This window comes from Brachybacterium tyrofermentans, assembly GCF_039526165.1.
Classification (GTDB): Bacteria; Actinomycetota; Actinomycetes; order Actinomycetales; family Dermabacteraceae; genus Brachybacterium; species Brachybacterium tyrofermentans.
In genome coordinates this window covers 69506-90704 of record NZ_BAAAIR010000037.1, presented here as the reverse complement: position 1 = coordinate 90704, position 21199 = coordinate 69506, and the positions used below count along the sequence as shown (strand labels likewise).

Annotated in this window: 17 protein-coding genes; 3 read left to right on the top strand and 14 right to left on the bottom strand. The window is 71.4% G+C overall.

The annotated features are described in order from the left end of the window. Nucleotides 1–83 precede the first annotated feature (83 nt). The 6 genes from ABD093_RS09545 to ABD093_RS09520 form a co-directional block, all read right to left on the bottom strand. Nucleotides 84–455: an iron chaperone gene (locus tag ABD093_RS09545; protein ID WP_343924036.1), complete on the bottom strand. Its 372-nt coding sequence runs from the start codon at nucleotides 453–455 to the stop codon at nucleotides 84–86. Nucleotides 456–582: 127 nt separating this feature from the next. Then, complete coding sequence (gene hemW / locus ABD093_RS09540) at nucleotides 583–1752, bottom strand: radical SAM family heme chaperone HemW (RefSeq protein WP_343924034.1); 1170 nt, start codon at nucleotides 1750–1752, stop codon at nucleotides 583–585. Further along, entirely contained in the window at nucleotides 1749–2447 is a 699-nt protein-coding gene (locus ABD093_RS09535; protein WP_343924032.1) for an MOSC domain-containing protein, read from the bottom strand. Before ABD093_RS09535 ends, hemW begins: the two co-directional genes overlap by 4 nt. Before the next feature lie 55 nt (nucleotides 2448–2502). Continuing rightward, a complete protein-coding gene (gene lepA, locus ABD093_RS09530; RefSeq protein ID WP_226850141.1) occupies nucleotides 2503–4395 on the bottom strand; it encodes a translation elongation factor 4 in 1893 nt (630 codons plus the stop codon). 203 nt (nucleotides 4396–4598) lie between these two features. After that, nucleotides 4599–5516, bottom strand: a complete 918-nt coding sequence (locus ABD093_RS09525) for an alpha-E domain-containing protein (protein WP_343924029.1) — start codon at nucleotides 5514–5516, stop codon at nucleotides 4599–4601. Then, nucleotides 5503–7251 (bottom strand): circularly permuted type 2 ATP-grasp protein, encoded by a 1749-nt coding sequence (locus ABD093_RS09520; protein ID WP_377802470.1) that lies wholly within the window; start codon nucleotides 7249–7251, stop codon nucleotides 5503–5505. Before ABD093_RS09520 ends, ABD093_RS09525 begins: the two co-directional genes overlap by 14 nt. A gap of 62 nt (nucleotides 7252–7313) precedes the next feature. On the opposite strand from ABD093_RS09520, the gene ABD093_RS09515 reads away from it, so the two are divergent. After that, a complete protein-coding gene (locus ABD093_RS09515) occupies nucleotides 7314–7946 on the top strand; it encodes a type II toxin-antitoxin system PemK/MazF family toxin (RefSeq protein ID WP_343924027.1) in 633 nt (210 codons plus the stop codon). 376 nt (nucleotides 7947–8322) lie between these two features. Next, the gene (gene rpsT, locus ABD093_RS09510; RefSeq protein ID WP_343924025.1) at nucleotides 8323–8589 is read left to right on the top strand and encodes a 30S ribosomal protein S20; all 267 of its coding nucleotides are present in this window, start codon (nucleotides 8323–8325) and stop codon (nucleotides 8587–8589) included. Nucleotides 8590–8794: 205 nt separating this feature from the next. Here the strand turns inward: rpsT and holA are convergent, their stop codons facing one another. The 8 genes from holA to ABD093_RS09470 all read right to left on the bottom strand — a co-directional run bounded on the left by holA (nucleotide 8795) and on the right by ABD093_RS09470 (nucleotide 19885). After that, entirely contained in the window at nucleotides 8795–9781 is a 987-nt protein-coding gene (holA, locus tag ABD093_RS09505; protein ID WP_343924023.1) for a DNA polymerase III subunit delta, read from the bottom strand. Between the two features lie 35 nt (nucleotides 9782–9816). After that, a complete protein-coding gene (locus ABD093_RS09500) occupies nucleotides 9817–12198 on the bottom strand; it encodes a ComEC/Rec2 family competence protein (RefSeq protein WP_343924021.1) in 2382 nt (793 codons plus the stop codon). A gap of 82 nt (nucleotides 12199–12280) precedes the next feature. Continuing rightward, on the bottom strand, nucleotides 12281–13165 hold the full coding sequence (locus ABD093_RS09495; RefSeq protein WP_343924019.1) for a ComEA family DNA-binding protein: 885 nt from the start codon (nucleotides 13163–13165) through the stop codon (nucleotides 12281–12283). Between the two features lie 86 nt (nucleotides 13166–13251). Beyond that, nucleotides 13252–13953 (bottom strand): vitamin K epoxide reductase family protein, encoded by a 702-nt coding sequence (locus ABD093_RS09490; protein WP_343924017.1) that lies wholly within the window; start codon nucleotides 13951–13953, stop codon nucleotides 13252–13254. Nucleotides 13954–14013: 60 nt separating this feature from the next. Beyond that, nucleotides 14014–15009 (bottom strand): NAD-dependent epimerase/dehydratase family protein, encoded by a 996-nt coding sequence (locus ABD093_RS09485; protein WP_343924016.1) that lies wholly within the window; start codon nucleotides 15007–15009, stop codon nucleotides 14014–14016. After that, nucleotides 15006–17648: an alpha/beta fold hydrolase gene (locus ABD093_RS09480; RefSeq protein WP_193117610.1), complete on the bottom strand. Its 2643-nt coding sequence runs from the start codon at nucleotides 17646–17648 to the stop codon at nucleotides 15006–15008. The genes ABD093_RS09485 and ABD093_RS09480 overlap by 4 nt, the downstream gene beginning before the upstream one ends. 56 nt (nucleotides 17649–17704) lie before the next feature. Further along, entirely contained in the window at nucleotides 17705–18736 is a 1032-nt protein-coding gene (locus ABD093_RS09475) for a 3-oxoacyl-ACP synthase III (protein WP_193117553.1), read from the bottom strand. Between the two features lie 177 nt (nucleotides 18737–18913). Further along, entirely contained in the window at nucleotides 18914–19885 is a 972-nt protein-coding gene (locus tag ABD093_RS09470; protein WP_193117552.1) for a sugar phosphate isomerase/epimerase family protein, read from the bottom strand. 66 nt (nucleotides 19886–19951) lie between these two features. On the opposite strand from ABD093_RS09470, the gene ABD093_RS09465 reads away from it, so the two are divergent. Next, nucleotides 19952–21178 (top strand): GNAT family N-acetyltransferase, encoded by a 1227-nt coding sequence (locus tag ABD093_RS09465; RefSeq protein WP_343924013.1) that lies wholly within the window; start codon nucleotides 19952–19954, stop codon nucleotides 21176–21178. Nucleotides 21179–21199: the final 21 nt, after the last annotated feature.

Sequence of the window (21199 nt, the reverse complement as noted above, 5' to 3'; positions counted from 1 at the left end):
GCTCGGAGCGACGAACAGAGCCGACGGACGAAGCCGACGGACGAGCGAGGACCGAGGACCGGCGCTGTCCGTCCCCTCCCCCGCTACTTCCACAGCACCCCGTCGTCCTCGAACTCGCGGATCCGGTACGCGATCATCCGTCGGAGCAGGGCGCTCGGGACATCCTGGTCATACGGGATCTTCACGCTGCCCATCCCGGTCTCGACGTCGCTGAGCTCATCGTCGAACGCTTGCCGCGTGGTGGGAGTGACAGTGACGTTCGTGTGCTTCGCGTGCGCGCTGATGACGAACAGGATCGTTCCCTGAGCGTGCAGGTACGCAGGGTGCCCCCATTTGATGGCCTCGATCGCCTCGGGTGCGGCCTCCAGGGCGAGGCCATGCAGCTCCTGCAGTCGCGACCGCGCAGGCTCGTCGTGCGCGGCGATGAAGTCGTCGATGCTCGTGGGCGTCGTCATCGCCCCAGTGTCGCCCCACGGCAGCGGAGTGTCGAGGACGACGAGCCGACGCGGACCGGGCGCATCGCGGGCCAGCGGATCGGCGGGTCAGCGGATCAGCGGGCCAGCGGGCCAGCGGGCCAGCACGTCAGGGCACGAGGTCCCGGATGACGGCGTCGGCGAGCAGGCGACCCTGACGGGTGAGCACCGCGCGGCCGGCGTCGAGAGCGTCGGCGTCGAGGTGGCCGCGATCCCGATGCACTGCCAGCTGAGGGCGGGTCTCCTCGGGGACCTCGTCCACGGACAGGCCGTCCACGATCCGCAGCTCGAGCATGATCCGCTCGAGCAGCCGATCCTCCACGGAGAGCAGCTCGGAATCCGCGACCGGGAGGGAGCCGTCGGTCATCGCCGCCGCATAGCGGCTGGGATGCTTCAGGTTCCAGGAGCGCATTCCATCGCGATGGCGATGCGCCCCGGGACCGATCCCCCACCAGTCCCCGCCGCGCCAGTAGGCGAGGTTGTGCCGGGACCGCTGGTCCTCGGTGCGGGCCCAGTTGGAGACCTCGTACCAGGAGAGACCGTCGGCCATGGCGAGGTCGTCGACCAGCTCGTACTTGTCGGCCATGTCGTCCGGATCCGGGGCCTCGAGCTCGCCGCGACGCAGCTGGCGGGCCATCGCGGTGTTGCCCTCGATGATCAGCGAGTAGGCGGACATATGGTCCACGTCGCAGGCCAGCGCGGACTTCACGGAGGTCTCGACATCGGCGAGAGTCTCCCCCGGCGTGCCGTAGATGAGGTCCAGACTCACCGACAGGCCTGCCTCGCGGGCCCAGGCCACGGCCTGTGGCACCCGCTCGGGATCGTGGGTGCGGTCCAGGGTGCGCAACACCGAGGGCACGGCGGACTGCATGCCGAAGGAGACCCGGGTGATGCCGCCGGAGGCGAGGCGCGACAGGGAGGCACGGGTGACGGAGTCCGGGTTCGCCTCGGTGGTGACCTCGGCGTCGTCCGCGAGCGGGATCAGCGTGCGCAGGTGGTCGAGCATCGCGACGAGGTCATCGGCGGGCAGCAGCGTCGGGGTGCCGCCGCCGAAGAAGACCGTCGAGACACGGTCGTAGTCATACCCGGCGTCGCGGTCCGCGGCGAGGGTCAGGTCCATCTCCCGCATGGCGTTGCGCGGATACTCCGCCTGGGAGCCGCCGCCGCCGAGCTCGGTCGCGGTGTAGGTGTTGAAGTCGCAGTACCCGCAGCGCACCGCGCAGAACGGGACGTGGATGTAGACGGAGAGATCGCGCCCGGAGGTGGGTCCAGAACTCATCGCTCACCCGCCAGGTGCCGCTCGGTGCGTGCGGCGAGCTCGCGGTGCAACGCCACGCCGCTGGTCCGCGACCAGGTGTCGAGAGTACGGCTGAGGTCCCGGTCGCGGGCGCCGCCGTAGGCCGCGGCGACGCTCACGCCGTGGCCCGGGGTCAGCTCGACGACGACCGGGTCGCCGGCGCGCACCTCGCCCGGCACGAGCACCCGGAAGTAGACGCCGGTGCGACCGCGGCGGTGGTACTGCGCCCGGAAGTCGTCGGTGCCCATCCACCGCTGGAACGTCATGCAGGGAGTGCGCGGTGCGGTCGCCTCGAGCAGCGCGGTGCCCACGCGCACGCGCGCACCGATCTCGAGATCATCGACGGCGAGCCCCTCGATCAGCAGGTTCTCGCCGAGGGAGCCCGGAGGCACCTCGCGGCCGAGCTCCTCGGCCCAGTGGGCGGGCTCGGCGGCATCCACGGCGTAGACCGCCTGGTCCGGCCCGCCATGATGGGCGCGGTCGGCCTGGATATCGGCGTAGAGGCCGAGCTCGCCGATCTGCACCGGGCCGTCGACCGGGCGCTTGTCGATCGCCGTGGTGCCCACGCCGCCCGCGTCGGGGTGCAGCGCGGAGACGACGCAGACGGCCGCGACGGTGCCAGCGGATCCGGTGGCCGAGGTGGCCACCGGATCCGTGGACGCAGGATTCCTGGTCACGAGTTCCTCCTGAGGTGGGACATGGACCGGTGAGGGCTGGACTCCCCGTCGGCCGTCACTTCTTCTTGGAGTCCTTGGGCATGTCGCCCTCGTCGGAGGAGAGCGCGGCGATGAAGGCTTCCTGCGGGACCTCGACGGATCCGATGTTCTTCATGCGCTTCTTGCCCTCCTTCTGCTTCTCCAGCAGCTTGCGCTTACGGGAGATGTCGCCGCCGTAGCACTTGGACAGCACGTCCTTGCGCATGGCGCGGATGTTCTCGCGGGCGATGATCCGAGCACCGATGGCGGCCTGGATCGGCACCTCGAACTGCTGGCGCGGGATGAGCTTCTTGAGCTTCCCGGCCATCTCGACGCCGTAGTTGTACGCCTTGTCGCGGTGCACGATCGCGCTGAAGGCATCGACGGGCTCGCCCTGCAGGAGCATGTCCACCTTCACGAGATCCGCGGTCTGGGAGCCGGAGACGTCGTAGTCCAGGGAGGCGTAACCGCGAGTCTTGGACTTCAGCTGATCGAAGAAGTCGAAGACGATCTCCGCGAGAGGCAGCGTGTAGCGCAGCTCCACACGGTCCTCGCTGAGGTAGTCCATGCCGCCGAGGTTGCCGCGCTTGGACTGGCACAGCTCCATGACGGCGCCGATGAACTCGGCGGGCACCAGGATCGTGGCCTTCGTGATCGGCTCGCTGATCTCGCTGACCTTGCCCTCGGGGAAGTCGGAGGGGTTCATGACCTCCACCTCGGTGCCGTCCTCCATGACCACGTGGTACACGACGGACGGGGCGGTGGAGATCAGGTCGAGGTTGAACTCGCGCTCGAGACGCTCGCGGACGATCTCCAGGTGCAGCAGGCCCAGGAAGCCGACGCGGAAGCCGAAGCCGAGCGCGGTGGAGGTCTCCGGCTCGTAGTTCAGCGAGGCGTCGTTGAGCTTGAGCTTGTCCAGGGCGTCGCGCAGCACCGGGTAGTCGGAGCCATCGATCGGGAACAGCCCGGAGTACACCATCGGCTTGGGGTCCGCATAGCCCTCGAGCGCCTCGGTCGCACCGCGGATCGAGGTGGTGATGGTGTCGCCGACCTTCGACTGGCGCACGTCCTTCACGCCGGTGATCAGGTAGCCCACCTCGCCGGGACCGATGCCCGGGGTGGGATGGGGCTCCGGGGAGCTCACGCCGATCTCGAGCAGCTCATGGTGCGCGCCGGTGGACATCATGTCGATGCGGTCACGGGACTTCAGGGATCCGTCGATCATGCGGATGTACGTGACCACGCCGCGGTAGGTGTCGTACACGGAGTCGAAGATCATCGCGCGGCAAGGCGCGTCGGCATCGCCCACCGGGGGCGGGAGGGTCCGGACGACGTGGTCCAGCAGGTCCTCCACGCCGAGGCCGGTCTTGCCGGAGACCCGCAGCACGTCGTCCGGTTCGACACCGACCAGCTGGCCGATCTCCGCCGCATACTTCTCGGGCTCGGCACCGGGCAGGTCGATCTTGTTGAGCACCGGGATGATGGTGAGGTCGTTCTCCATCGCGAGGTAGAGGTTCGCGAGCGTCTGCGCCTCGATGCCCTGCGCGGCGTCGACCAGCAGGATCGCGCCCTCGCAGGCGGCGAGCGACCGGGAGACCTCGTAGGTGAAGTCCACGTGGCCCGGGGTGTCGATCATGTTCAGGGCGTAGTTCGTGCCGTCGACCTGCCAGGGCATGCGCACGGCCTGGCTCTTCACAGTGATGCCGCGCTCGCGCTCGATGTCCATCCGGTCGAGGTACTGGGCGCGCATGGCGCGTGCCTCGACCACCCCGGTGATCTGGAGCATGCGATCGGCGAGCGTCGACTTGCCGTGGTCGATATGCGCGATGATGCAGAAGTTCCGCAGCCGCTCCTGGGGTGTCGACGCGGGAAGGATGTCCCGGGCCTCATCGGCCGCGATCCTCGGGGTCACCGGCTTACGTCCTCTCATCACAGCGAGCCGCTGCGCGGCTGCGCAGGGCAATCGGTTCATCGTCTCATGGGGGCCGCGCCCCGTCCCGCCCCGCCGTCGCCCATGGACCGACGTCACACCTCGGCGCGCGGTCCGGAGGGCGGTCGGGAAGGCGGTGCCGAGATCAGGTCGCGGGGCGGAAGTCAGGTCGCGGGGCGGAACGTCAGGTCGCAGGGTGGACGTCAGGTGGCGGGGTGGAAGTAGGTCGTGCCCAGGGCGCGGGTGACCGCCCCGGTGACCTTCTGGAGCTGTTCCATCTCGTCCTCGAAGTCCGCGACGATGTCGTCCAGCGAGCGGAACCGCAGACTCGCCGCCGCCCGCCCCACGATCCGTCGGCCCGGCTCTGCCGTGCCCATCCGGTCGAAGGAGCTGCCGTGCAGCTTGGCGAGGGTCTCGAGCGCCTCGTCGATCTCCAGCAGGCAGTGCGCCGCCGAGCGCGGGAAGATCGAGTCCAGCAGCAGGAACTCGATCGCGTGGGAGGCGCGCACCCGGCCCCGGTAGGACCGGATGTACGCCTCATGGGCGCTGCAGCTGCGCAGCAGCATCACGGTGGCGGCATCGGAGGAATCGTCCAGATCGTGCGCCTGCAGGATTCGGGCGATCATGTCGACCCGCTCCAGCAGCTGACCGATCCGCAGGAACAGCCAGGCCTCGTCACGGGTCATCGAGGAGTCGACCAGCCCGTTGACCACGGCGCAGCGGTCCTTCGCGAACTGGAACGCGCCATGCATGCGCGAGGGGCGCACGCCGCGCGGCATGCCCAGGGTGGTCGTGTTCAGCGACTCCCAGACCTCGGTGGACAGCGCCTCACGGGCTCCGCGCGCGTTCTCGCGGGCGGTCTGCATCGCTCCGGCGACCGACGAGGGATTCTGCCGGTCGGTGACGAGCCGGTCGAGCACCCGCTGCACGGTGAGGTCGGCCTCGTCCGTTCCCCCGCTCCCGAAGATCTCGTAGACCCCTGCGCAGGCGACGGGGACGTCCAGGGAGGCGTCCTCCGTGATCGACTGGAGCATCACGTCGAGGATGCGGGCGGTCTGATCGGCACGCTCGACATAGCGCCCGATCCAGAACATCGAATCGGCGATCCTACTGAGCATCATCGGCCTCCTCCTCATCCGCCGCGGCGGCCCCGTCGGTGCTGGTCCCGGCGGGGCCTGCTCCCGAGTCCGGCACGGTCTGCCCGTCCTCGGGATCCAGCGCATCCTGCAGGTCCAGGAGCGGAATAGCGGACGTGACCGGGTCGGGCTCCCGCGTCGGCTCCTCCGAGTGGTCCTCGGGGAGGTCGTCGTACTCGTCGTAGTTCCCGTCCAGCGGATCCTCGATCCGCTCCTCCTCGGCCGAGGACTGCGACCGGGCCTGCGCGGAGATCGCCCCGGTCCCGGCGGCCGCCGGCCGATCGGTCGCGAGCACCCAGGTGTCCTTCGATCCCCCGCCGCGCGAGGAGTTCACGATCATCTCGCCCCGTGGGAGCGCCACCCGGGTGAGCCCGCCGGGCAGCACCCAGACGTCGTCCCCGCTGTTCAGCGCGAACGGTCGCAGATCCACGTGACGGCATTCGGGGCCGCCGTCGACCAGGGTCGGGATGGTGGACAGCTGCACCACGGGCTGCGCGATCCACCCGCGGGGGTCGGCGAGCAGCCGCTTCCGCAGGGCGTCGAGCTCCTGGACGGAGGCCGCGGGGCCGATGACGATGCCCTTGCCCCCGGAGCCGTCCACCGGCTTCACGACCAGCTCGTCGAGCCGGTCCAGCACCTCGGCCAGCGACTCCGGCTCCTCGAGCCGCCAGGTGTCGACGTTGGGGAGGATCGGGTCCTCGTGCAGGTAGTACCGGATCAGGTCCGGGAGGTAGGTGTAGGTCAGCTTGTCGTCGCCGATCCCGTTGCCGATCGCGTTGGCGACCACCACGTTGCGGGCCAGCACGGCTCGCACCAGACCGGGGACCCCGAGCATCGAGTCGGGCCGGAACACCTCGGGATCGATGAAGTCGTCGTCGGTGCGCTTGTAGATGACGTCGACGCGGCGCAGCCCGGCCGTGGTGCGCATGTAGATGCGCTCGTTGCGCTCGACGAGGTCACCGGCCTCGACCAGGTCCACCCCCATCGTGCGAGCCAGGAGGGAGTGCTCGAAGTAGGCGCTGTTGTAGCGGCCCGGCGTGAGCACCACGACGGTGGGGTCCTCATCGGCGATGTCCGGCGCCGCGGCCTGCAGCGCGCTCAGCAGCCGCCCCGGGTACTCGCCCACGCGCCGCACCGGACGATGGGCGAACAGCTCGGGGAAGGTCTGCGCCATGGCGCGACGGTTCGAGAGCACGTAGCTCACGCCGCTGGGGGTGCGCACGTTGTCCTCCAGCACGCGGAACTCGCCGGCGCCGTCCCGCACCAGGTCGATGCCGGAGATGTGGATGCGCACGCCGTTGGGCGGCTGGTATCCCACCATCTCGTCGACGATGTAGGTCGAGGAGGAGACGAGCTCCTGGGGGATCACCCCGTCCGTGATCGCCGCACGGTCGGTGTAGAGGTCATCGAGGAAGCGTTCCAGGGCCTGCACCCGCTGGGTGACGCCGCGGGAGACGCGGGACCACTCCTCGGCGTCGATGACCCGGGGGATCGCGTCGATCGGGAAGGGGCGTTCCTCACCCGCGTAGTCGAAGGTGATCCCCTGATCGAGGTAGCTGTGGGCGAGGGACTCCGAACGCGAGCGGAACTCCTCGGGCCCGAGGCCGGCGAGGGCGTCGTGCAGGGCCGCATAGGTGGGACGCACCGAGGCGTCGGGCGCGAACATCTCGTCGCCGCCCGCTCCCGCCTCGACATTCTGGAACAGTGAGGTGGAGGGCATGCCTACCATCTAACACCGTCACCCTCCCGATGCGGGCGCAGAGCGCCCAGGAAACGAGAACCATGTCTCTGGGCTCCAGCCTGTCCTCCCTCCTCCGGTCCGCGATCCGCTCGCCGTCCGTGCGTCGGAGCGCCCGCGGCCTCGGCCGGGCCGCCGTGCGTGCGGTGCGGCAGGGTCGCGGTGGCGGCGCCCCCGGCAGCACGCGCCCTGCCGAGCAGGCGCCGTCCGGAGGCGGCGGGGAGCAGGTGCTCGCCGATCGTGATCCCTCCGGTGCGGTCGCGATCTCCTACGCGCCCCACGCCGATGATCGACCCGACCCCGGGGAGATCGTGTGGACCTGGGTGCACTACGAGGAGGACGCCTCCCAGGGCAAGGACCGGCCGGTGCTGGTCCTCGCCGAGGAGAGCGCCGCGGCCGGCGGCACCGATGGATCCGGGGCGGTGCTGGTGGCGCTGATGCTCACCTCGCGGGACCGCGCGGAGACGGACGAGGTCATCACCGATGAGCACGGATCGACCTGGGTGGACGTCGGAACCGGCGACTGGGATCGGAAGGGCCGCCCCTCCGAGGTGCGCGCCGACCGCCTGCTGCGCATCGTCCCCGCCACGGTCCGGCGCGAGGGTGGACGCCTGGACGAGAAGACCTTCGGTCGGGTCGCCGCCGCGGTGAACGAGGTGCACGGCTGGCGCTCCTGAGCACGTCGACGGGTGCCTTGCGACGAGTGCCTGGCCTCGTGCGCCGGGAGACGTGCGCCGCGAGCTGCACTCAGCGGCCCAGCGAACGCGCAGGGCCGAGGACGGGCGCACGGGATCGCAGGAGACACGCCGCACACCGGGTACGTCCCGGGAGGGGCTTCTGGTAAAGTTTCATCCCGTATGTGTGACATACCGTTCGGTGTGCGCATGCCGTGATCCCGCCGTGTCAGGGGTGACGGCTCGTGCGACCCGGGCGAGTACCCGTGGCAGCGACCCGGTACCGACGTCTCCAGGCGAGTCCCCACCGCCGTCCCCGTCGGATCCGTCCTCGGCCGTCCCGGATGATCCACCAGAGCAGCACAAGAGAAGAGTCTTCGTGGCAAACATCAAGTCCCAGATCAAGCGGAACAAGACGAACGAGAAGTCCCGTCTGCGGAACCGCACCGTCAAGTCCGAGCTGCGGACGTACACCCGCAAGGTGAAGGCCGCCGTCGCGACCGGCGACGCCGCCGCCGCCGGTGAGGCCCTCTCGGCCGCATCCCGCAAGCTCGACAAGGCAGTCTCCAAGGGTGTCATCCACCAGAACCAGGCTGCGAACCGCAAGTCCGGTCTCGCCAAGCTGGTCTCCGGCGCCTCCAAGTGACATCGCAGCATTGCTGCACCCTCGTCTGACGAGGTGATGAAGGCCCGGTGCGGATCCGTCCGCACCGGGCCTTCTGCTGTCCGGCGTCGGGCGTGTGCACAGGCTCTGGTCCGGGGCCCGTTCCCCGCCAGGGGAACGGGCCCGGCCCGATACCGACGGAGTCGGTGAGCGCGAGCTCCGTCGCCTGTGGTCAGCAGGCGCGCGCTCAACGGGCGCGGCGGGCCCGACAGATCTCCATGACCATCCGCTGCACGGACGATCTCGGATCGCGCCCGGCGCCCTTGACCTCGTGATCGGCGCGCGCGACGGCCTCCAGCGCGCGGGCCAGGGAGCGGTCGTTCCAGTTCCGGGCCTCACGGGTGAGGTTGCGCAGCATCCAGTCGGGCATGCCGAGGGTGCGGGCGCTCGCACCGGGAGAGGACGCCTTCGCGAGGGACCGCATCTTCGAGGCGATCGCGGCGACGATCGGGACGGGATCCGCGCCGGCGAGCTGCGCCTGCTGCAGCAGCTGGAGCGCCTCCTGCTCACGCCCGGCGATCGCGGCGTCGGCCACGGCGAAGGCGGTGGACTCCACCCGGCCCGCCGTCACGGCGTGCACGTCCTGCAGCGAGAGCTGCGGGGCCTGCTGGCCCTGCTCCGGGGTGGTGTCCTCGATGAGCTGACGGCTGATCGCGGCGAGCTCTGCGAGGTCTGCGCCGAAGGCGTCGACGAGGGCGGCGATCGCCTCGGGGTGGATCCGCCGCTCGGCCCGGGCGAACTCGGCGGCGACGAAGGTCTGCTTGTCCCCGGCGCGCTTGACGGGGCTGGCATCGACCCGAGGCACGCCGGCCTTCTTCAGCGCGTCCAGGAGCTTCTTGCCCCGATTGCCTCCCCGGTGGACCAGCACCAGGGTCACGTCCGGCTCCGGGCTGCGGATGTAGTCCAGGAGCTCCAGCACGGTCGCGTCCGGGGCGGACTGCAGCTCCGGCACGATCACGAAGCGCGGCTCGCCGAACAGCGAGGGGCTGGTGACCTGGGCCAGAGCGCCGGCACCGGCGTTCTCCCCCACCAGATCGTGGAAGGCGACCGACGGATCGGCCTCCTTGGCGAGCGTGCGCAGCCGCTGCACGGCGCGATCAGCGATCAGCGCCTCGGTGCCGTGGACGAGCACGACCGGTGCGAGGGCGACGCTGTGCCACTCGACATCGCTCACGGGAACTCCTCTGGTGTTCGGGGACCTGGACGATCCTATCTGGCCGGGCCGACGGATCGAGCCGCCGCGGGGTCCGCGGCCGGCAGCACCACGGTCCCGTCGACATCGGTGCGGATCGTCGCAGTGCCGGCCTCGTGCAGGAGGTCCAGGAGCTCCTCGGTGGGATGTCCGAAGGTGTTGTCCTGTCCCACGGTGATCAGCGCGAGGTCGGCGTCCAACTGGTCGTACAGGGCCGGTTCCTGACGTCGCGACCCGTGGTGGGCGACCTTGATGATGTCCGCAGGACCGGGGCCCGTCTCCTCCAGCGCCGCCTGCGCCGCGGGCTCCAGATCCCCCAGCGACACCAGACGGGTGCCGTCCGGCCAGGTGCCTGCCACCACCACCGAGCAGTCGTTCGCGGCATCGCCCTCCCCCGAGCCGTCCTCCCGAGCGGTCGCGGCGATGGCATCCTCGGCGGAGGCCGGCCACAGCACCTCCAGGCGGAGACCGTCGACGCTCCAGGTGCGACCCGTGGTCGCGACCGTCGCCGGGGTGGCGGCCACGGCCGCATCGGTCGCCTCGGGCAGCGGACAGATCCACTGCTCGGCCGGCACCCGTGCCCCCGTGAGGGCTGCGCGCCCGCCGACGTGATCGGCGTGGGGATGGGTGAGCACGAGCAGGTCGATCCGGTCCACGCCCAGACGGTCCAGGCACTCGCGCAGGGCCTCCGGCTCGGGGCCGGTGTCGATCAGCACCGTCGGAGGCGGTGTCGTCGCGGCAGCTGCTGTGGATCCCTCCGCGGCGCGCAGCAGGGTTGCATCCCCCTGCCCCACGGCGCAGGCGGCGACCGTCCATCCGGGCACGTTCCCCCCGGGGACGAGGCGGCCCAGCGTCGGGGCGAGGGCGGCGACCAGGACGGCGGCCACCGCCCATCGCACCAGCGGCGCCTTCCGGGCGGCGACGACGATGGTCAGGCCGATGAGCACCGCGACCACCAGGAGCACACCGACGACGCCCCCGGGGACCGCGATCCGTGACCCGGGGAGCGCATCGGCGGTCCGGGCGATCAGCAGCACCAGGTGCGCGCCGCCGGCGGCGACCGTGTTGAGCACCGCGGCGGCACCCGGCCAGAAGGTGCCGATCACGAGCGCGAGCAGCCCGATCACGGTGGTCGGCCCCACCACCGGACCGACCAGCAGGTTCACCGGCACCGCCCAGAGGGAGATCTCGGGCGTGAGCAGGATCAGCAGCGGGGTGCAGGCCAGCTGGGCGACCATCGGGACGGCGATCACCAGGGCGAGGCCCTCCCCCAGCCGTTTCCCGCTCAGCTCGACGAGAGCCGCGGCCAGGGGCGGCGCGGCGATGAGGATCGCGGCGGTGGCCACCGCGGAGAGCAGGAAGCCGATGGATGCGGACGTGACCGGGTCCAGGATCGACCAGGTAGCGACGGTCAGCGCGAGAGCGGCGACCGGCGAGGCCCGCACCCCGGCGAAACGTGCGGCCAGCAGGGGCACCGCCATCGTGGCCGCCCGTTGCACGCTCGGCTCATCGCCGACCAGCCACACGTAGCCCAGCAGGACCACCGCGGCGACCGCGATCCGCGGCCGCCGTCGCATGCCGGCCAGCAGGAGCGGGCCCAGGACGGCGGCCAGGACCAGGGCGATGTTCGCTCCGGACACGGCGACCAGGTGGGAGATCCCAGCTCGACGCATGATCTCCTCGGTCCCCTCGTGGAGTCCCGAGGTGTCCCCGGTGGTCATACCGCGCACCAGGGCGGATTCATCCGCCGGCAGGTGCGCCGTCGCCGCGCGGGCCTGGCGGCGCAGCTCATGCCGGAGATCCTGCGCCCGACCGCCCCAGGCCGTGCCGGGCACCGGCGCGGCGTCGTAGGCACGGAGCACGATCAAGCGTCCGCTGGTGCGCAGAGTGCCACGGACGAGCACCCGGTCCCCGTCGCGGGCCCGTTCCAGTCCCTCGGCCGCTTTCCCGTCGGCCCGCACCAGCAGCGGGAGCGACGCCGGCAGCACCCGCTCGTCGCGCCCCAGCCGAGCCGTGCCTCGGGCGGTGCGGGCCATGACCTGCATCCCGGCGCGGGACCATGCCGGGCCCGCATCGGGCGCGGCAGGATCCGCGGAGGCGACCACCATCAGCTCGACGACCAGCTCGTCGCGGGCCGCCTCCTCGAGCTGCCGGGCAGCGTCACCGTGGCGCAGCAGCGCCGGGAACAGCAGCACCCCGGCCAGCGCCAGGATGCCGAGGTGGGCGAAGATCCCGTGCCGCACCCGAGGGGTGCCGACGATCAGGATCGTGGTCAGCGCGAGCGAGACGATCGCCGCCGTCGCCGCGACGGCGGCAGCGGCCCCGGCGGTGACCCCGAGCACCGCCACGACCCAGAGACAGGTGGCCGCCGGGAGCAGGCGCAGGTCGGAGCGCTTCACAGCCCCGCCGCCCCTCGTGACCATCCTCGCGACCGACCTCGCGACCGACCTCGGGACGGGCTCAGCGAGTGTCGCCGAATGCTCATACGCGCGCTCGTTCCCGGATCTCCTCGAGCGTGGCGGGCCCGATCCCGGAGACCTCGAGAAGGCCGTCGACCGAGGCGAACGGTCCGTTCTTCTCCCGGTGCTCGAGGATGCGCTGGGCGATGGACGGCCCCACGCCCGGCAGCTCCTCGAGCTGGGCGGCGCTCGCAGTGTTCAGGTCGATGGTCCCGCCGTCGGCCCCCTCCCCTGGGACGCCGTCGGGGCCTCCACCGGCCTCGGCGCCACCCGGCGCAGGGACGGTCGGTGTCTGCTCCCCCGGGACGGGCACATGGATCTGCTCCCCGTCCGCGAGGGGTCGGGCGAGGTTGATGGCCGCCAGCTCGGCGTCCTCCGTGGTGCCTCCCGCGGCCCGCAGGGCATCCTCGACCCGAGATCCCTGCGGCAGATGGACGACGCCCGGGGACTGCACGGCCCCGGCGACGTGCACCACGACCTCGCCCGCATCCTCGCCGGACTGCGGGCTCGATGGCGGCGGGTCCTCCCCCGCCTCCCCGGTGGCCTCGGGTGCGGTCGCGGATCCCGCCGCGGCATCGGTTCCCTGGTCGTCGGGCTGGTGGTCATCCGGCTGCTGCCCACCGCTCTGCTCGCCGTCCGCCTGCTCATCAGCCGCCTGCTGGCTGGCGATCTCCTCGCCCTGCAGCGGCACGGCGGTGCCCGAGCCGGACAGATGGATGACCCCCACCGCGATGAGCACGAGCACGGCGATGCCCACCAGGGCGGAGGGCGGCGGGAACGGCAGGGACAGCCGGCGACGGGTCGTCGGCTCCGTGTGGTCACGGCGCTCGATCAGCGCCTGTCCGTGACGACGGTGACGACCTGCCGCGCCGCGGGGCGCCGGCGAGGACTCCTCATGTGCTCCCATGCCCGCGACTGTAGGGAGAAGGCTGCCGCCTGGTCAGGGCCTCCCCGCCCGGTGGGGACGACGAGGCGTTGGGGAGGAACGGTGGGTCAGTACAGCCCGGCCACCGCGAGCCACTGGCGCCAGAACCCGGTGAGGATCGCGAGCACGACCAGCAGGTACCAGGCGAGGCTCAGGATCACCCAGTGCCGCAGCAGGTTCGCGAGCGGCGCGGGCAGGCGCAGGTCGCCGCCCTCGATGGTGCGGGCGAGCGTCGCGAAGAACATCGGTGCGCTCACCGTCCACACGACCATGCACCAGGGGCACAGCGCGTGGATGACGTAGATCGCCGAGATCGCGAGGAAGTTGACGTAGCCGAAGGCGAACGCCACCCCGCCCAGACGGGCCCAGCGGAACCAGGCGGGCAGGGCGACGCCGCTGAGCATGAGCGCCCCGACCACACCCATGATCGCGAAGCCCGACAGGCCGATGGCCTGGTTGGGAAGCCCCAGCGCCGAGGCCTGCCAGGTCATCATCACGTCACCGCAGGAGATGAAGGGATTGACGTCGCAGCCGAGCGTGGCATCGGGGTTCTTGAGCAGGATCTCCTTGTCCAGCAGCAGCGCGAGCGCCGCGATCCATCCCAGGACGGAACCGACCAGGAGCACCCCGCCGGTCCTCCGCACGCCGGCTCGCCGGGTGGCCGTGCGCTCGGCGGCGAGCTCGGCGTCGATCTCCGCCAGGAGCTCGTCCTCCGTGGGGTCCGCGTCCTGCGCACCGTCGGGGCCGGAATGGGAGGAATGCTGGTTCATGTGTGGTCCAGGATCTTCCGTGCGAGGGGATGGGGGCAGGGGCTGCGGCGCCCTGAGCGCTCAGTCGGTGACCGGGTGCTCGCGGAACCAGGCGGCGAGGTGCGCATTGCCCTCGTCCATCGTGACGCGCGGCGTCCACTGCAGGCGGTCACGGGTGCGTCGCTGGTCGAACCAGTGCGCGGTCGACATCTGCTCGGCGAGGAACTCCGTCATGGGCGGCTCGTCGTGCCCGGGCCGTGCCTCCCAGATCCGTTCCACGACGCGGCCCGCGAGGCGGCCCACGCTGCCGGGGATCCGGAGGCTGGGCCGACGCACACCGGCGGCGTCGCACCAGCCGTTGAACACGTCGCGCACGGTGCGCGGCTCGCCGTTGGTGATCACGAAGCTCTCGCCGTGCACGTCCTCGATGCGATCGTGCGCGGCGACGATCGCCTCGGCGGCGTTGGTGACGTAGGTAGTGTCGATCAGCGCCATGCCCTCGTCGAGCAGGGGCAGGCGGCCGCTGCGAGCACGGTCCACGATCCGTCCCACGAGCTGGGTGTCCCCCGGCCCCCACACGATGTGCGGTCGCACCGTCGTCACCAGCAGGCCGTCCTCGCCGTCTGCCCCCATGGCGAGCAGCTCGGCGGCGGCCTTGGTGCGGGAGTAATGCCCGCGGGCGCGCGCGGGATCGGCCGGGGTCGCGTCGAGCCCCTCGATGGCGCGTCCCAGGTGGGCGACCGACGGGGAGGACACGTTCACGAGCGTCCCGCCGCCCTGGGCGCGCAGGGCGTCCACGACGTGGCGGGTGCCGTCGATGTTGATCGCGCGGTACTCGTGCTCCGGTCCGGAGATCGACACCTTCGCGGCGAGGTGGATGACCGCGTCGGCCCCCTGGACGGCGCGCCGCACGTCGGCGGCCTCGGTGAGGGATCCGGTGACGTCCTCGACGCCGGGGATCTGGGCGGGACGGCGCTGGAAGGCGCGCACCCGTGCGCCCCGATCGCGCAGGGTCGTCGCGACGGCGCCCCCGAGCATGCCGGAGGCCCCGGTCACCAGGACCGTCGGCGCGCTCACAGCGACCCGGCCTTCTCCCCGCGCAGGGTCTGGCCGGACCAGCGGGACAGCGCCGCCCGGTCGATCTTCGAGTTGTGGCGGATGTCCGTGGGCAGCGCGCTGGTGGTGAACACCGCGACCACCTCGGCCCCGGACCGCTCACGGACGGCGCGGCGCACGGCCTCCTGGAGGGAGGTCGCGGCGGCGCGCGGCTTCCCGGGCCTGCCGGGCCGGTAGCCGTCCTCGGTCTCGAGGATCACGACGACCTGCTGGGTGCCGCGGGGGCCGACGACGGCGGCTCCGGCGCGACGCACCGTCGGCACCGTCTCGGCGGCGTCCTCGATCTGCACCGGGGTGAACAGCCCCTCGGCGGTGGCGAGCACGTGGTCCGCACGGCCCTCGACCCAGAGGCGGCCCTCGGCGTCGAGATGGCCCACGTCGCCGGTGGCGTGCCAGCCCTCGAAGCGCATCGAGGCGTGGGTGGTCCCCCACAGCATCAGATAGCGGTCGCGCACGTGCGGGGCGCGCACCAGGATCTCCCCGGTCGTCCCGGGGTCCTTGGTGATCTCCCCGGTGGTGCGGCCGTCCTCGTCCATGACGGCGATGGCGATCTCGGTGCGCGGCACAGGCCTGCCCACGCAGACTCCCGATCCCTCACCGGCGGCCTCGATGCCCTCGAGGTCGATGGCGGCCACGGCGAGGCATTCGGTCATCCCGTACGGGGTGAGCGCTCTCGCGTGCGGCATGAGGCCGCGCAGCTCGCGCAGCAGATGCGCCGGGATCGGTGCACCGGCGGAGAAGAAGCTCGCCGCACTCGCGATCGCACCGCGCCCGAACTCATCGAGCTGGCCGGCGGTGTCCAGGATGTTGCGCAGCGCGGCGGGAGCGGTGAACACGGCGGGTTCGCCGAGTGCCGCGATGGCCTCCGCGAGCGCCGGGGCCGTGAGCTCGCCGGGTCGCGTGATGTCCATGTCGGGCACCACCGTGGGCGCGCCGAGCGCGGGCCCCAGCAGGGCGAAGGGCGCGAAGCCGGCGACCAGGCCGCGCTCCGGGTCCAGCTGCAGGGTGTCCCCCACCGCGGTGAACATGGCGCTCATCTGGCGGTGGGTGTACACGGCGCCCTTGGCCGGCCCGGTGGAGCCGGAGGTGAACAGGATCGCCGCGTCGGCGTCCGCATCGGGCCAGGCGGCGTCGAGCGGGGCGCCGAGGTCGCGCATCATCGACCCGGACGTCGCCAGCTGGGCGATCGAGGACTCCACGCCGAGGGCGGCTCGATCCAGCGTGGGCAGCTGCTCGACGCTGATCCGGCGACCGGGCCAGCCCATCGTGCGGGCACCGACCAGGGCGGTCTTGATGCCGATCAGCCAGTCCGGGTGGGATCCGATGACGGCTCGAGTGAGGCCCGGGATGCCCAGACCGGCGTCCGCGATGACCGCTACCGCACCGATGCGCAGGCACGCGTAGAGCACGCCGGTGAGGTCCGCACCGGGGGTGATGAGGATGCTCACCCGGTCACCGGGACGCACCCCGTGCCCGAGCAGACCGGCGGCGATGTCATCGACCCGGCGGTTCAGCAGCGACCATGAGATCTCCCGGCGCTCGCCATCCGGACCGGCCATCTCGACCACGGCGGGTCGGTGGGCATGAGCGGGATCGGCGGCCAGGCGGGCGATCGGTTCGCCCACGTGGCGCTCCGGGGCGGGCTCCGCGTAGGAGGAGACCGGGCGGGGCGCGGTGATCCGCTGGGCGGGCTCGAGCTCCGCAGCCGACGGGCTCAGCCGCGTGCGCAGCCACTGCGAGACCAGCCCGGCGACGTCGGCGTCCTCCCAGACCAGGTGGGAGGTCTTCTCGAAACGGTGCACGTCCGCATGGGGCACGCGCTCGATGAGATCGCGCAGGTACCGGTCGGAGAAGGTGACGTCGCGTGGGCCCCAGGCGAACAGGGTGGGGACCTTGAGGTCGCGGATGCCCTCGGCGAGGCGCTCGAGGGTCGGCCGTGAGGGGTGCGAGGCATGGGGCGGAATATCGGCGACGAACTGCTCGATGCCCTTGCGTCGGGCCCGCGTGCGGTACGGCGCGAGGTAGGCGTCCTGGACCTCCTTGGGCAGCGGCGGCCGCGACAGCGCGAGGGTGGTTCGCAGGAAGGTGTCGGTCAGGGAGGTCGACGCGGGCAGGAACGCCGGCGTGGTCGCGAGCTGCAGCGCCTTGGGCAGCTTCTCGACGAGCTCCTGGTGGATGCCGGTGTTGGTGAGGATCATGCCGGCGAGGTCATGGCGGTTGTCCAGCGCCCAGCCGACGGAGACGATGCCGCCCCAGTCGTGGCCGACGGTGACCACGGGACCGCGGATCGAGAGCGCATCGGTGAGCAGCGACAGATCCGTGATGCGGTCCTGCAGGCGGCGCGTGACCCCGGTGCGCTCGGACCAGCCCATCTCCAGCTGGTCCACGGCGATCAGGCGCCACGGGATGTCCTCGCGCACCAGCGAGCGGAACAGGAACGAATAGGTGGGGTTGCCGTGCACGGCGAGCAGCGTGCCCTGCGGGGTGATGCCGCGCTCGGCCAGCAGCGGGCCGGAGTCCAGCAGGTGCCAGCGGCGCTGCTCCCCGGCGTGGTCGCGCACCTCGAGAGTGCGGCTGAGACGGGGGTCGACCTCGGGCATGCCGGGGACGTCGGGCGTCGCCGCACGGCGGCGGCCCGTGCTCCGGGTGCTGGTGTTCACCACTGGACCTCCATCATCGCGGTGTTCAGTCCGGAGCCGACGCCCATGAGGAGGACGCGCTCACCCCGCTTCACGTCGTCCTGGATGCTCGCGAGAGTCATCGGCACCGCCTCGGCGGCGATGTTCCCCCAGTCGGGGAAGCTCACCGGGATGCGTTCCATCCCCACTCCGGTGATCTTGGAGAAGTTGCGGGTGTAGACCATAGACACCTGGTGCGGGATCACGTGGTCGATGCTCTTGAAGTCGAGACCGGCCTCGTTGGCGCCCTTCCAGGTGTCCAGGATCAGCTGGATCCCGTTCTCGAGCAGCCCGGCGGAGTCGGTGCGCATGTCCTGCATGTCCGCGACGCACAGCTCATGGTGCTCGGTGCCGGCGCGGGACTGGGTGTGCTTGAGCCGGTGGCCCTCGGGGTGGAGATCCGCCGGGCCGATGACGGCGGCGGCGGCTCCCGACCCCAGGGTCAGGGACGCGAACTGGTTGTTGAAGTCCGCCCGGGTGGAGGTCTTGGAGTTGAGGCGGTCGATCGTGCCGCGCTGGACCTGCTCGACATCCTCCGCCCCGACGATCAGCGCGTACTGGATCTGCCCGGCGTCGATCATGCCGGCGGCCATCGTCATCGCATTGACGAAGCCCAGGCAGGCATTGGTGATGTCGAAGTTCATGCAGCTGGACGGCATCCCGAGCGAGTGATGGATACCGGTGGAGACCGCGGGCTCCAGATGCTGGCGGGAGACCGAGGCGTTGATCAGCAGCCCGACCTGGTCGCGCATGATCCCGGCCTTGGCCATGGCGCGCTCGGCGGCGAGCACGACGCCCTGCTTCCAGCCGTTCTGCGGATCACGCCACCAGCGGCGCTCGTAGACCCCTGCCACCCGCTGCAGCACGCCCTTGGGCAGGCGCAGTCGCTTGCGGGCGGGAGCGAGCATCTCGTCGATCTCGTCGGAGGTCACCGTGACCTGCGGAAGAGTCATCTCGACCGAGAGCAGGCTCGCGTTCCTGTGGACGAATGCTGTGTTCCCGTTCCCCATCTGCGTGCGATACCTCGTTCGTCTCGTGCATTTCGTGGTGGGCATGGCCGCCGGACGGACGCCGACCCTGATCGGCGCGCCCCGAGGGGCGTCGAGAACCGGGTCGAGCACATGCGACGGCCAGTCTCCCACCGACACCTGTGGGCTGTCTGCCGAGGTGGCGGATGCCACGTCCGGTCAGCCCTCCGGCAGGTCCCCGGGATCGAGGGCGTCCGGGAGGTGGTGACCAAGATGATGGCGGGCGAAGAGCAGGCACTGGCGCAGGATCTGCTCGCGATGCTCGGCGTCGCCGCTGGTGCTGACCTCCAGGAGCACGGAGCCCTCCCAGCCGCGGTTGGCCAGGCGCCGCAGCACCTCGGCGCAGGGCTGGTTGCCCTCCCCCGGCGGCAGGTGCTCGTCCTTCGTCGTACGGCCGGAGCCGTCCGCCAGGTGCAGATGGGTGAGCCGGTCGCCGAGGCGGTCGATCATCTCCAGGGCGTCGTCCCCCGCCGTCGCGGCGTGGGAGAGATCGACGGTGACGTGGGCGTAGTCCTCATCGGTCGGGTCGTGGTCGGGAAGATAGTTGAGCAGCTCGCGTACACCGAGCCGCCACGGGTACATGTTCTCGACCGCGATCGCGACCCCGTGCTTCTCCTCCAGGGCGGCGACCCCGGTGACGAACTCCCGGGCGTACTTCCCCTGCCACCGGAACGGAGGATGCGCGACGACCGTCGGCACCCCGAGCTCCTTGGCGATCTCGACGGTGCGCTCGATCTTGACCCAGGCGTCACGGCCCCAGAGCCCCTGCAGGAAGAACAGCGTCGGCGCATGGAGGGAGAGGATCGGCTGGTCGTAGCGCTGGGAGTACTCGCGCAGGATCTTCGGGTCCTGGCTGTCCTTGGGATAGGACACCATCACCTCGACCCCGTCGTAGCCGATCTCGGCGGCGAGGCGGAAGCACTCCTCGACGCCCGCGGGGAACACCGAGGAGGTCGACAGCCCCACCGGGATCCGACGCTGCGGGTCCTGGTCGCTGCGAGGATCCCCGGCGGAGAGCCGCTTGAACAGGGACTCGCGATGGGAGTGCTGGGCGCTGTTGGGACGGGTCAGGGGCTTGCGGGCCCCCTCACGTGGCGCGCTCGCCGATGGATGATCACGGCGTGGGTTCACAGCAGCTCCTCAACGTTGGGTACGGCGCTGTCAGTATGCAACAGCACCCGACCTAGACTCATCGCCATGCCTGTCCGCGACCTCACGTCCGATGACCATGTCTCCTATCGGAGGCTCTCCTCCGGCGCCTTCGGCGGGTCGCCGCCCGATCCGGAGCCGCGTCCCTTCACCCCCGGCGAGATCCCGATCGGTGTCGACTCCTCCGCCCTGCCGGGAGGCGCCGACGGCGTGATCGCCGCCGGCGCGAGGATCCGACGCGACCGCATCACGTGGGGCGAGGGCGCGGAGATCGCCTGCGGCGGCATCGGGGGCCTGGCCGTGCACCCTGCGCATCGCGGCGGCGGACTCTTCGGCGAGCTGATCATGGAGATCCTCGCCCGCTGCGACGCGGAGGGGATGCCGGTCTCGATGCTGTATCCCTCGAACCCGTCCATCTACCGCCGCTTCGGCTACCAGGTGGTCGCCTCGCTGCACAGCATCATCGTCCCGCTGCTGGACCTGCAGCAGCTGCCTCGGGTCCCGGGCAGGCGCCTGGTCCCGGTCACCGAGGAGACCATGCCGCGCGTGCGCGCCCTGTACCGGGAGCTCACGGCCGGCGACAACGCGATGCTGCTGCGCGAGGGACCGCTGTTCCCCGAGGGTCTGCCGAGCGACGGCTGGTCGGCGCTGCTGCTCGTGGACGACTCCGGCACGGATCACGGATACGTCTCCTGGAACCGGGTCCCCTCCTCCGAGCGGGGGTACGGGCTGCAGATCCACGAGCTTCTGGGCCGCACCCGGGAGGACCGGATCGCGCTGCTGGGTTCCCTCGCCTCGTGGTCGACGGTCCTCGAACACGTCTGCCTGCGCCTGCGCACGGACGATCCCGTGCTCGACGTGCTGCCCGGGGCCGGCTCCCGACCGACCCCGGATCCGATCCCGCTGCTCATGATGCGCGTGATCGATACGGCGGCGGCCCTCGAGGCCCGCCGCGCCCCGGCCGGGCTCGCCGGGTCATTCCGGCTCGTGGTCGAGGACGCCACCGTCCCGGCCGGCATCTGCCGTGCGGGGGGCGCGTGGGTCGTCGCGGCCGCCGACGGGACGATCTCCGCGGAGCCCACGGAGGACGCCGGCACGGCCGACGGCGGAACCGTCCGCCTCAGCATCCACGCCGCGTCGCTCCTGCTGGTGGGCGGCCGGACCATCGCCGACGCCCGCCGACTGGGGCTGGAGGTCGAGGCCGACGCCGAGGCCGGGCGTCTCCTGGACGCCCTCCTCGCCGGGCCCCGGCCCAGCGTGCTGGACGCCTTCTGAGCAGGGCGCCCCGCCCCTGCC